This is a genomic window from Flavobacterium ginsenosidimutans (genome assembly GCF_037478105.1).
GTDB classification, from domain to species: domain Bacteria; phylum Bacteroidota; class Bacteroidia; order Flavobacteriales; family Flavobacteriaceae; genus Flavobacterium; species Flavobacterium ginsenosidimutans.
The window spans coordinates 5,011,516-5,024,646 of sequence record NZ_CP147988.1 but is presented as its reverse complement, the minus strand read 5'-3'; the positions used below and the strand labels follow the sequence as shown (position 1 = coordinate 5,024,646).

Annotated in this window: 10 protein-coding genes; 2 read left to right on the top strand and 8 right to left on the bottom strand. The window is 34.2% G+C overall.

Annotated elements, in window-relative coordinates; all coding sequences use genetic code 11:
• The first annotated feature begins 101 nt into the window (after window positions 1-101).
• A complete protein-coding gene (gene rho / locus V6624_RS21495; protein WP_338840111.1) occupies window positions 102-1,955 on the top strand; it encodes a transcription termination factor Rho in 1,854 nt (617 codons plus the stop codon).
• Between the two features lie 172 nt (window positions 1,956-2,127).
• Here rho and V6624_RS21490 read toward each other — a convergent pair whose 3' ends face one another.
• The 4 genes from V6624_RS21490 to V6624_RS21475 all read right to left on the bottom strand — a co-directional run bounded on the left by V6624_RS21490 (window position 2,128) and on the right by V6624_RS21475 (window position 5,502).
• A complete protein-coding gene (locus tag V6624_RS21490) occupies window positions 2,128-3,144 on the bottom strand; it encodes a M28 family peptidase (protein ID WP_111285473.1) in 1,017 nt (338 codons plus the stop codon).
• 8 nt (window positions 3,145-3,152) lie between these two features.
• Window positions 3,153-4,121: a DUF3667 domain-containing protein gene (locus V6624_RS21485; protein ID WP_338840110.1), complete on the bottom strand. Its 969-nt coding sequence runs from the start codon at window positions 4,119-4,121 to the stop codon at window positions 3,153-3,155.
• 48 nt (window positions 4,122-4,169) lie between these two features.
• Entirely contained in the window at window positions 4,170-4,943 is a 774-nt protein-coding gene (locus V6624_RS21480) for a dienelactone hydrolase family protein (RefSeq protein WP_338840109.1), read from the bottom strand.
• A gap of 106 nt (window positions 4,944-5,049) precedes the next feature.
• Window positions 5,050-5,502, bottom strand: coding sequence for an Lrp/AsnC family transcriptional regulator (locus V6624_RS21475; RefSeq protein WP_111285467.1), 453 nt, complete (start codon window positions 5,500-5,502; stop codon window positions 5,050-5,052).
• A gap of 223 nt (window positions 5,503-5,725) precedes the next feature.
• On the opposite strand from V6624_RS21475, the gene rocD reads away from it, so the two are divergent.
• The gene (gene rocD / locus V6624_RS21470; protein ID WP_111285465.1) at window positions 5,726-6,979 is read left to right on the top strand and encodes an ornithine--oxo-acid transaminase; all 1,254 of its coding nucleotides are present in this window, start codon (window positions 5,726-5,728) and stop codon (window positions 6,977-6,979) included.
• A 136-nt stretch (window positions 6,980-7,115) separates the two neighbouring features.
• On the opposite strand, the gene V6624_RS21465 is transcribed toward rocD, so the two are convergent.
• The 4 genes from V6624_RS21465 to V6624_RS21450 form a co-directional block, all read right to left on the bottom strand.
• Complete coding sequence (locus V6624_RS21465) at window positions 7,116-9,056, bottom strand: family 2A encapsulin nanocompartment cargo protein cysteine desulfurase (protein ID WP_338840108.1); 1,941 nt, start codon at window positions 9,054-9,056, stop codon at window positions 7,116-7,118.
• Window positions 9,040-9,960 (bottom strand): family 2A encapsulin nanocompartment shell protein, encoded by a 921-nt coding sequence (locus V6624_RS21460; protein ID WP_111285461.1) that lies wholly within the window; start codon window positions 9,958-9,960, stop codon window positions 9,040-9,042. The genes V6624_RS21465 and V6624_RS21460 overlap by 17 nt, the downstream gene beginning before the upstream one ends.
• Window positions 9,961-10,024: 64 nt before the next feature.
• Window positions 10,025-10,909, bottom strand: coding sequence for a serine acetyltransferase (locus V6624_RS21455; RefSeq protein WP_338840107.1), 885 nt, complete (start codon window positions 10,907-10,909; stop codon window positions 10,025-10,027).
• 533 nt (window positions 10,910-11,442) lie between these two features.
• A complete protein-coding gene (locus V6624_RS21450) occupies window positions 11,443-13,125 on the bottom strand; it encodes an arylsulfatase (protein WP_338840106.1) in 1,683 nt (560 codons plus the stop codon).
• Window positions 13,126-13,131: the final 6 nt, after the last annotated feature.

Below are 13,131 nucleotides of genomic sequence, written 5' to 3'. Positions count from 1 at the left end.
TCATAATACCGTAAGCACTTCATACTGCGGTCAATTCAAATTAATTATCTACCTATTCTTTTTACAGTATTCCTTAAAATAATTAAATTCATAGAACATTCATGTTTGATATTTCTGCATTAAAAGAAATGAAGCTTGCTGAGCTTCAAGAAATAGCTAAGTTAGCTAAAACAATAAAGATTAATGGTGTCAAAAAAGAGACTTTAATTAGTCAGATTTTAGCACACCAAGAAAATACTCTTGCGCCTGCTGAAGCTCCTCAAACAGAAGCAGTTTCTGAAGTTAAAGATGAAAAACCGAAACGCGCTAGAATTGCACCGGCAAAAACAAAAGCAGCAAATACCAAAAATACACCTGTTTTAGAATTTGATAAAGTAGAGGAAACTGTTCAAAGTAACGATATAGCTGAAACAGCACAGCCAATTGCAGAAGTGGCGACTGTAGAAGCACAGGAAAACAAAGCACCAGCAGCAAAAAAAGAGCCTAAAGTTGTAAAATTTAGTAAATCGGCATACGAGAAGAAAGTAGCTCTTAAAAAGGAAAAAGAAGCTGTAAAAGAAATTACTGCTGAAGAAGTTACAGAATCAATTCCGTCAGAATTAACTCCATCAGAATCAATTGTTTCTGAAGCAACAGCCGAAACAGCTGAAAAAACTCCACAATCTGCTCCTGCAAAAAAGATCAATCCGAATCAGAATAAAAGCCAGAACCAAAATCAAAACCCGAATCAGAACCAAAATCAGAGCGGGAATGGCAATGGAAACGGAAATCACAATAATCAAAACCCAAATCACAAGAATAAAAAGAATAACAATAACTTTAGAGATTCAGACTTTGAATTTGACGGAATTATTGAAAGTGAAGGTGTTTTAGAAATGATGCCGGACGGTTACGGATTTTTACGTTCATCAGATTATAATTATTTAGCTTCTCCAGATGATATTTATTTATCAACTTCACAAATCAGATTATTTGGTTTAAAAACCGGAGATACTGTAAAAGGAGTGGTTCGCCCTCCAAAAGAAGGTGAGAAGTTTTTCCCATTGGTTCGTGTTTTAAAAATCAATGGACATGATCCGCAAGTTGTTCGCGATAGAGTTTCTTTCGAACACTTGACTCCAGTTTTTCCTTCTGAAAAATTCAAACTTGCCGAAAAAGGCAGTTCTATTTCAACAAGAATTATAGATTTGTTTTCACCAATAGGTAAAGGTCAGCGTGGTATGATCGTTGCGCAGCCTAAAACTGGTAAAACAATGCTTCTTAAAGATATTGCAAATGCAATTGCAGCCAACCATCCAGAAGTTTATTTGATTGTTCTTCTTATTGACGAACGTCCTGAGGAGGTTACAGATATGCAAAGAAGTGTTCGTGGTGAAGTTATTGCTTCTACTTTTGATAGAGAACCACAAGAACACGTAAAAATCGCTAACATCGTATTGGAAAAAGCAAAACGTTTAGTAGAATGCGGTCACGATGTTGTGATTTTGTTAGACTCTATTACGCGTTTAGCAAGAGCTTATAACACGGTTCAACCAGCATCTGGAAAAGTATTAAGTGGAGGTGTTGATGCAAATGCATTACAAAAACCTAAACGTTTCTTTGGAGCGGCTAGAAATGTAGAAAACGGTGGTTCTTTAAGTATTATCGCAACTGCATTAACAGAAACTGGTTCTAAAATGGACGAAGTTATCTTCGAAGAATTTAAAGGAACAGGTAACATGGAATTACAATTAGATCGTAAGATAGCTAATAAACGTATTTTCCCTGCAATCGATCTTACATCATCTAGTACACGTCGTGATGACTTATTATTAGACGAAAAAACTTTGCAAAGAATGTGGATCATGCGTAAATATCTATCAGATATGAACCCAGTAGAATCTATGGACTTCGTAAACGACCGTTTCAAGAAAACAAAGAATAACGAAGAGTTTTTGATTTCGATGAATGACTGATTTTAAGTTGCTAAGGTTCTAAGATGCTAAGATTCTAAGGTTTTTAGCTTTGAGTAAATTAGTAAATCAAGATAATAAAAAAAGGATGAGTTTTACTCATCCTTTTTTTATTATCGTTCCCTAAAAGAAAACTTAGAATCTTAGCATCTTAGAACCTTAGTATCTTAAAAAATTATTTTTTATCAACTACCGGTCTATTCTCTCTATTAGCTAAATCCCAAGCTACAACAAAAGCCAGTTTTGTTCTTTTAGTTAAAGCATCGTATTCAATTTTTTGAGGTTCGTCACCCTTTCCGTGATAATCTTCATGAACTCCGTTAAAGAAGAAAACTGCTGGAATACCGTTTTTAGCGAAATTATAGTGGTCAGAACGCTCGTAGAAATGGTTTGGATCTTTTGGATCATTAAATTTAAAATCTAAGTCCATTTTGATGTATTTTTCGTTTTGGGCTACAACCGCATTGTGTAAATCAGAAGATAATCTGTCAGCACCAATTACATAAACGTAGTTGTTTGTGTTTGAATGCTCAACATCGCGACGTCCGATCATGTCGATGTTGATGTCGGCAATTGTATTCGCGATTGGGAATAATGGATTTTCAGAATAATAACGCGATCCGTGTAAGCCATGCTCTTCACCAGTTACATGAAGAAACAAAATAGAACGTTTTGGTCCGTGCCCCTCTTTTTTAGCTTTAGCAAAAGCTTTAGCCATTTCAATAACCGCTACAGTTCCAGAACCATCATCATCAGCACCATTGTAAACTTCACCATCTTTAATTCCAACGTGATCGTAATGTGCAGAAATTACCAAAACTTCATTTGGTTTTTCTGAACCTTCAATATAAGCCCAGATATTTTCAGAATCTGGAAGGTTTTGATTACGTCTTGAATTCATAAATGCAGCAGGAACTGGCTGGTAGAAGTCTGAAGCTCCTTTTGGAAAAGAAATTCCGCTTTTTTTGTATTGTTCGATCATGTAAAGACCTGCTTTTTTCTGTCCTGCTGAACCAGTTTCGCGGCCTTCCATTTCGTCAGAAGCAACAGTGTAAAGCATCTTCTTAAGATCTTTTTCGCTGATAGCTTTAACGTATTTTGACGGATCAGAATTGTCTTTGGATGCAGTTGATTGCGCAGTTTTACAAGAATACGCAGAGACAACTAATAATAAAAGGAGTAATTTTTTCATTCCTATAGTTAGTGTAAATTAATAAATGTGTAAAGAACGTAAAAGGTCAGTAAAAATAGAATAAAAAGAGAGTTTATTATAAATAATAAGAAGCTTTTCGCAAAAGAGACTATTCTTGACTCGCCATAAAAACGGTGGTGTGCTGGATAAAAATAATAGCACATCCAAATGGTTCCTGCAAATGTTGTAATTGATGATATAAAAGACAGCGGGCTATCTTCTCCAAAAAGACCAATAACTCTTTCAATGATAAACATGATGAGGAAAATCAGTAGAAGGAAAGAGAAATAGTGGAGAGTAAAAATTCCGTGATCAAAATAATACCATCTTTTTTTGTTATGAAAAATCCATAAGAAAAAAGCAAAAAACGGCATGATTATAAAGAGAATTTTAGGGAGATTGTGAAAAAACGATTCAACGAATTTTTCGTAAATCTCTTTTTTGGTGTATTTTTCCGTTACGTGTATTGCTTTTTCAGAAATCCAATAAGAAGAAGCATTCAACTTCTCGCTTTCTTTCCCATACTTTTGAATTGAATCAAGTTCTTTTATCGTTTTAAAATGAAAGTACCTTTTGTCTTCTTTTTTACTTATACTATCGGTAGCTTTAGAAATTTCTTTGTTCAGTGCTTCTTCACTTTTATCAATTTGTTCGTTTACATTATTTGGAAACATTGAAATTAATAAAAAAGTAACAAAACTGATGAAAATGTAAAGTCGAACGGGCGCAAGATAAGATAAACGTTTTCCAGAAAGGTATTCTTTAGTAAGGGTTGAAGGCTTGAACAGCAGATTTTTTATTGTTTTCCAAAAAGCATTTTCATAATGCGTCAAATCTTCAAAGAAATGAATAAATAAATGGTGAAAAGTCTTTCGACTATCACTGTTTTCTTGTCCACAATTTGGACAGAATTTTTGTTCTACAACATGTCTGCAGTTTAAACAAGTTTTATCCTCTCTAATTTTATTATGTGACATTCAGTTGGTTTAATTAATTTGTTTTTGGTAGGGTTGAGTTATGTGGTATTATTTCTTCAGGACTTCATTTAAGAAAAGCTGTAAATGGTTAAAAGATCTTTTTGCAGCAACAGCATTATACGCAGCACCTTTAGAATTATCGTTTCCTGCTTCAGGATTTGTAAAAGAGTGAACAGAATTTGCATAATAAATCATTTGCCAATCTGCTTTAGAATCACGCATTTCTTGTTGAAATGATGCGATTTCATCTTTTGGTACAAACGGATCATCAGCACCATGACAGATTAAAACTTTTGTATTGATTGTTTCTGTTTTTCTGCTGGCATCTTTTCCTAAACCACCATGAAATGAAGCTATTCCCTTTACATTCAAATGTCCGCGGGCAGCTTCCAAAACTCCAGTTCCCCCAAAACAATATCCGATAGCGACAATGTTATCTGCATTAGCTCCTGCTTTTACCAATTCTTTCAAAGCAGCGTCAATACGTTTTTGGTAAGCTTCGTAATTTGTTTTATAAAAACCAGCTTGTTTTCCTGCTTCGCCAGTATTTTTTGGATAATTTCCTTCGCCGTAGATATCAGCGATAAAAACGTGATAGCCAAGTTTAGATAATTCTTCTGCAATTCCTTTTGATGCATTGTCAATTCCTAGCCACGCGGGTAAAAGTAAGATTCCAGGATTGTTACTGCTTTTTTTAGCAGATTTTACAAATAAGCCATTCAGTTGCTGGCTTCCTTCAGTGTATTTTACAGGTTTTAATTGCGCGCTCATAAGGTTAGAAAATAAGATTGCACTGAATAAAATGATTATGGAGTTTTTCATGATTTCTTCAATTTTTAACAAATATCAGAAATATTATGTTACAAAAAAACCTCACAAGTAAATTCTTGTGAGGTTTGTAACGAATATTTATACATAAAATATATTTTTATAAAGATATATTTCTTTTAAAAGCACAGCCTAATTCTACAATCGAATCAGTCTTTGCAATTCCTGGTATTCCATCAATTTTTTCATAAAGAATGCGGCGCATATGTTCGTGATTTTTAGCTATTATTTTGATGTAAAGCGTAAAAGAACCCGTCACATAATAACATTCTGTGATTTCCGGAATTTCTTTAAGCGCTTCAATAATACGATCAGAATCAGAATCTTTGTTTAATGTAATTCCAGTAAAAGAAGCCCAATCGTAACCAATATTCTTTTCTTGAATAATAGGTTTTATCCCGCCAATTACACCTTGTTCAATCATTCTGTTAATACGCTGATGTACCATCGTATTTGATATTTTCAGATTAGCGGCAATTGCAGAAAAAGCCATTCTTCCGTCTTTTTCTAATTCTTTAAGGATGCTAATATCAAATTCGTCTAATAATTCCATTCAGTAAAATCGTTTAAAATTGAGTTTTTTGCGATTTATAAAAGTAATTCTTTTTTTTAAAAAACAGACATGAATTTAAAATTCTCAAAAAAATAAAAATGCCTTTTTTATGGATTTAAAATTTAAGTTTTGACTTTTATTTTGTTATTTTTAAGTCAAAACTTTATTTTTTGAATTGTTATTTGTTTAATTTTAATATTTTTGTGGAAATAAAAAGCATATTATGATAAGTACAGAAAAAACACTTTCGTCAAAATCAGAAGTTTTGATTGAAAAAGAGAATAAATATGGAGCTCATAATTATCATCCGCTTCCTGTTGTTTTAGAACGAGGAGAAGGAGTATATGTTTGGGATGTTGATGGAAAGAAATATTACGACTTTTTATCTGCTTATTCTGCAGTAAATCAAGGGCACTGTCATCCGAAAATTGTAAATGCAATGGTAGAACAGGCTCAAAAACTGACTTTGACTTCTCGCGCTTTTTACAATGATAAATTAGGAAACTACGAAGAATACGTAACCAAATATTTTGGTTTTGATAAAGTTCTTCCAATGAATACTGGTGCTGAAGCGGTAGAAACAGCTTTGAAAATTTCTAGAAAATGGGCTTATGAAGTAAAAGGAATTCCAGAAAATCAGGCGCAGATTATTGTTTGCGAAAATAATTTTCACGGAAGAACTACTACAATCATTTCATTTTCAAATGATGAAACGGCACGCAAAAACTTCGGACCTTTTACAGATGGTTTCATTAAAATTGAATATGACAATTTAGAGGCTTTAGAAAATGCTTTAAATTCATCAAAAAATATCGCTGGATTTTTGGTTGAACCAATTCAAGGCGAAGCGGGAGTATATGTTCCTTCTGAAGGTTATTTAGCGAAAGCGAAAGCGCTTTGCGAAAAGCACAATGTACTTTTTATTGCCGATGAGGTTCAAACAGGAATTGCCCGTACAGGGAAATTATTAGCCGTTCATCACGAAAATGTACAGCCAGATGTTCTGATTTTAGGAAAAGCAATTTCTGGTGGTGTTTATCCAGTTTCTGCGGTTTTATGTAATGATGAAATCATGAACGTAATTAAACCTGGACAACACGGATCTACTTTTGGAGGAAATCCTGTTGCGGCAGCTGTTGCGATTGCAGCTCTTGATGTTATTAAAGACGAAAAATTGGCTGAAAACGCAGAACGTCTTGGAGTAATTTTAAGAAAAGGATTAAACGATATTGCGGCTAAAAATGATCTAATCACTTTAGTTCGCGGAAAAGGTTTATTGAACGCAATTGTAATCAATACAGATGAAGATTCTGATTTAGCTTGGGAAATTTGCCTGAAATTTAGAGACAACGGATTATTGGCAAAACCAACTCACGGAAATAAAATCAGATTGGCACCGCCTTTGGTAATGACTGAAGAGCAAATTCAAGAATGTCTTGAGATTATCGAGAAATCTTTGAATGAGTTTAAAAATTAATTATTTCTCCGTAACTTTAATCATATAAAAAGGCGATTGCATAAACAACCGCCTTCTGGTTATAATTACTTAAAATATCAAAAAAAGTAACTATTTCTTTGAGTCAATGTTTTTTTAAGCATTGACTCATTTTATTTTAGAATCTAACTTTTTTCAATTCCCACAATGTTTTGATAAAAGTATCAACATCTTGCGTAGTGTTGTAAAAAGCCAAAGAGGGACGAACTGTTGTTTCGACTCCCATTCTTCGCAAAATGGGTTGTGCGCAATGATGTCCTGTTCGCACTGCAACACCTTCTTTGTTCAATGCTTGCCCAACTTGATCGTTAGTATAGCCTTGCAGTGTAAATGATAAAACGCTGGCTTTATCTTTGGCAGTCCCAATCAAACGAACGCCAGGGATTTCCTTTAAAAGACTTGTAGCATATTCTAATAAATAATGCTCATATTGTCCAATAGCTTCGATTCCTAGTTTGGTTACATAATCAATTGCTGCTCCAAGTCCGATAGCGTCTGCAATGTTTCCTGTTCCAGCTTCAAAACGATTCGGAGCTTTGTGGTATTTTATTTCCTCAAAAGTCACATCTTGAATCATGTTTCCGCCAGATTGATAAGGCTCCATTTCATTCAGTAATTCTTCTTTACCGTATAAAGCACCAATTCCTGTTGGTCCAAAAAGTTTATGCCCAGAAAAAACAAGCCAGTCTGGATTTAAATGCTGAACATCTACTTTCATGTGTGAAACAGATTGTGCGCCATCTATCAAAACTTTAGCTCCAGCTGAGTGTGCCAGTTCTACTATTTTTTTAGCAGGCGTAATTGTTCCAAGAGCATTCGAAACTTGTGTAAAAGCAACCAAACGTGTTTTTGGATTTAGCAGTTTTACATATTCATCTAACAAAATTTGACCGTCATCATCAACTGGAATAACGCGAAGTTTTAAACCTTTTCGATCTGCCAGACGTTTCCAAGGAACAATATTCGCATGATGTTCCAGATTACTCACAATGATTTCATCGCCAGCAACTAAATTATTTTCTCCCCAGCTTTGTGCAACGAGATTGATTCCTTCAGTGGCTCCGCGCACAAAAACAATTTCGTTTACCGATTTGGCATTCAAAAATGCTTTTACTTTTTCACGCGCAGCTTCATAAGCATCAGATGCTCTTGCAGCCAATTCATGTGCGGCACGGTGAATGTTCGAATTTTCATGTTCGTAGAAATACGCAATTCTATCAATAACCGATTGCGGTTTTTGAGTCGTTGCGGCATTATCAAACCAAACTAAAGGCTTTCCGTTTACAGTTTCTCTTAAAATCGGAAAATCTTTTTTCACTAAATCCGCATTAAAATGTGGTCCTGAAGTGCCGTAAATTCCTTTAGGATTAAAAGAGTTTCCAACAATTGGACTGCTATTTTTTTGATCAAAAGCAAACGGATTCTGTTCTAAAAAATAATAAGAGTTTTGAAGATCACTTCCGCTTGACGGAAAATCAATTCGTTTTTTAAAATGAGTATCAACACTTTCTAATGCGGCTTTAAGTTCTGTTTCAAAAGAAGAATTTCCGCCTTGAAAAGGGAGATAATTATTATTTAAAAAGAATTGTGAAAAGAAAGTCTCTTCATTAAGCTGTGGTACACTATTGTTTTTTAAATTAATATCATGAAAACCTGTATGTGGATCATCGATGTTGAGTGTCTCTTCTTTTGGGACTTCGTATGAAAACTTTTCATTTTGCGGAGAAAATCCTGTGCCAGCATTTGGATACAAAGCTGAAGATGAAGCTGTATTTCCATAATTAGCAGCAGTTGGAGATGCTCCAAAACCACTAAATGAAGATTGGGGAACTGATAATACCTGTAACGGACTTTGCTCAGAAAATGAAGATAAAGATTCTGTATTTCCGGCATTCAACAGCGTTTCTGCAATTTTAGTCGCACGAGGATGTTCGCTTTTGTCTGGACTCAACGAAATTTCTTTTGGAAATTCATTGGGCAAGGCACTGAACAATTCGTTTGCTAAATTTTGCAAATCTTCTATGTTTGGTAAACCGTTTATGTTAGTATTTATACTCATGATACTTTCCTATTTCTACGTCTTCTAAAACTGCTATTGCATCATCAACTAAAATGGCCAATGAGCAATAAAGTGAAACTAAATAAGAGGCAATTGCTTTTTCGTTAATTCCCATAAAACGAACAGATAATCCTGGTGATTGTTCGCCTTGTAATCCCGGCTGAATCAATCCAATTACACCTTGACGGCTTTCGCCTGTACGTAATAAGATGATTTTTGATTTTCCGTTTTTAATTGGCAGTTTGTCAGATGGAATAAGCGGAATTCCTCTCCAAGTTAAAAATTGAGATCCGAATAAAGATGTAGTAGGAGGAGGAACGCCACGACGTGTACATTCGCGTCCAAAAGCAGCAATTGCTAAAGGATGCAGTAAAAAGAATCCAGGTTCTTTCCAAACTTTCGTCAATAACTCATCTAAATCGTCTGGAGTTGGAGCGCCAGTTCTTGTTTTTATAATTTGCGATGGCACAACATTGCTTAATAAACCATAATCTTTGTTGTTAATTAATTCGCTTTCTTGGCGTTCTTTAATAGTTTCAATAGCCAGTCGCAGCTGTTCCGAAATTTGATTGTAAGGTTTGCTATATAAGTCAGAAACACGAGTATGAACGTCAACAATGGTTTGCACGGCAGCAAGATTATATTCTCTTGGATTATCAATATAATCGACAAAAGTGTTAGGTAAAACTCTTTCGTCACGAGCAGAACAATCTACTTCGATATGGTTGGCGTTTTTTACTTTATTTAAACGAAATACACCTGATTCTACTGGTGTCCAATGTAATAGATGCGTTAACCATCTTGGGGTTACAGTTCCAATTTGAGGAACGGTACGAGTTGCTATTGCGAGCTGTCTTGCGGCAACATCGCCTAATGCGGTCTGTTGTGGTTTTGTTTCTGCCATTTTTTTGGTTTTTAAATTGATTTAATAATTTACTTTTTTGATACCTTAAAGTTATTCATAAATTTTAATCAAATGACTCGTTTATAGATAAATATCTTTCTGTCGTTCCATAATTAAGAGTTAGAATTGCTGTGTTTTTAGGTATTTCTTTTAGTTTTTTTGATAAAGTTTTAATTTTAATTTCGTTTTTATTATAAACAACAGAATTAGGAGGAATACTGTATGTCAGGCAGACATTTCCGCCAATTATGGAATCTTTTCCAACTATTGTCGTACCGCCAAGAATGGTGCTATTGGCATAAATTATTACGTTGTCTTCAATTGAAGGATGCCTTTTGGTAAATGCGTCTTCTTTTTTCACGGTTAATGCGCCGAGTGTAACGCCATGATAAATCTGTACATTATTGCCAACAATTGTAGTTTCTCCAATTACAACTCCGGTTCCGTGATCAATTGCAAAGTCATTTCCTATTTGAGCTCCAGGATGGATATCAATGCTTGTTTTGATATGAGCATATTCTGAAAGTGTTCTCGCTAATATTCTTAGGTTTTGTTTCCATAACTGATTTGAAAATCGGTACATAGAAATTGCAAAAAATCCTGGATAAGAATACAATACTTCTTCTATTGATTTTGCAGCAGGATCTTTGGCAAAAATGGTCTGTGCGTCACTTAAGGCTGTATGATGTAAATGCGGAATTGCATTAAAAAATATTTTTGTCTGCTGTTTTTGATCTTTTTTGGATGAAAAATTCGAAACCAATTCGTCAAACTGTTTTTCTAGCTCATTGAATTTAAATTTGATTGTTTCTTCAAATTCAAATGATTTTGACGTATTTGAAAACAATATCGCAAACAGATTATCTATAAACTGATGTATTAATTTTTTCTCAGGAAGAATCGCTAATTCTTGATGCTGCTTTGCTATTTTCTGGTAAAATAAATTCATGTCAGAATGTTTTTGGTTGGTAATTAAATCTCAGGGAGATCAACTTAAAATCTTTCTGACAAGATGCTATCATTTTGACGCAGAAATGCCTCAAAACAATTTATAATGTTCAGTAAGAAAATGTTTGAATGAAAGAAATTCGTTTTGCAATCCGATTTTATGAAATGGATAATCGGCTACACGAAGGTTTGGAAGTATTAACAACAGAAACACATATAACAAAACGTGTTATATGTATAGTTTTTAGGAAAAATGTGAGATGATATTTTTTCTGCTGTTTTCAAAATGTAGTTCTTTAATTGTTTAAACTCTACTAATTCTATAGACAAAGTTAAATTTATTATATTAAAAACCAAACGAAATGATATTTTTATTTAAAACAGAAATAAGAATTTTTGTTTGATTGTTTTTAATTATTTGATTATTAGTTGTTTATTTTTATTTTGAAATTAAAAAAGACAGAGAAACAAGTGTGATTATTTTTTAACACTTATTTTTCTGTCTTTTAAAATTCGAATTACAGGAAATTTATATTACTTTTTTAAAGCTGCTCCGCCAGGCATTGTTTCAGGTTTTAATTTGAATTTGCTGTATTCTACAACTCCTGTTTTATCTGCCCAGTCAAAATATTTCGCAGAAAGCTCATTTACGATTCCAGGATTTTGAGCTGCAACATTTGTAGTTTCTCCTCGGTCTGTTTCAAGATTGTAAAGTTCCCATTCATAAGAAGGGTAAATAGAAACCAGTTTCCATTTTCCTTCACGAACGGCTCTGTTTCCAGCTCTTTCCCAAAATAAAGGCGCGCCACGGTTTACTTCGGAAGCATTGTCGAATAAAACAGGCAATAAACTTTTACCAGGAAGCGGATTAGAATTTACACCATTCAAATTTTTAGGATATTCAATTCCGGCCAATTCGTAAAAAGTAGGAGCAAGGTCTATAATATGTCCTGTTCCTTTATCGATTCTTCCCGCTTTAATTTTGGATGGAAACCAAGCAATAAACGGCGAGCTGAAACCACCTTCGTGCATATTATTTTTGTATTGCTGTAAAGGGGTATTCGATAAATAAGCCCAGTTTTGCTCCTGATAATCAAATGATCCAGAAGTTCCTACGGGTCCATCATTTCGAACCAAACCTCTTCCTAAGGGATTGTAAGTATTAAATCCGCCTTGAGCGCCATTATCAGAAATAAAAATAATCAGCGTGTTTTTATCCTTTTTCAGTTCTTTTATCTTATTCAAAACTTTGCCAACGTTCTGATCCATATTGTCTACCATTGCAGCATAGACTTCCATTTTTGCTTTCCAGAATTGTTTTTCATCATAGGTCAGTTTGCTCCATTCTGGAACTTCAGGATCTCTTGCCGAAACTGTTTGATTTGCTGGCAAGATGCCACTAGCTTTTAATTTCTCAATGCGTTTTTCTCTTAAAACATCCCAGCCTTCATCAAATTTGCCTCTGTATTTTGCAATATCAACAGGTTTTGCCTGTAATGGCCAATGCGGAGCTGTAAAAGCTAAATACAAAAAGAAAGGTTTGTTTTCTTTGTTCTGTTCCTCTAAGAAAGTAACCGCATTATTGCCGATTTCATCTGTAAAATAATAAGAATCATCTTTTGGGTGTAACTCTTCATTATTGCGAATTAATTTTACTGGATAAGGTGTTTTTCCAAAAGGCAAAGGTTTGGTGTCAAAATAATTAGAAGCCCCTTTTAAGATGCCATAAAATTTATCAAACCCTCTTTGATTCGGCCACTGCGCTTGATCTTCAGAACCAACATGCCATTTACCTGATAAAAGTGTGCTATATCCGCCTGAACGAAAAACTTCACCTAAAGTCAGAGATTCTTTGTTTAAATAACCTTGATAAGCTGGCAAACCCAGATTGACATCAAAAAAGCCAACACCAGCTTTATGCTGATATTGTCCAGTTAATAAAGAAGCTCTTGTGGGCGCACAGATTGAATTATTGTAAAATTCGCGAAGGCGTGTTCCTTCTTTTGCTAATCGATCTAGATTTGGAGTACTAATTTCGGAACCGTAATTTCCTAAATCTGAATATCCCATATCGTCCACCATAATCAAAATGATATTTGGTTTTGATGAATTATTCTGTGCATTCGATTGGTAAAAACTAACCGTTCCAGATACAAGAAAAGACAGTAAAATGTTTTTTAGTTTGGTATTCATGGTATTTTTGATGTTAATTTTCATTGGTTT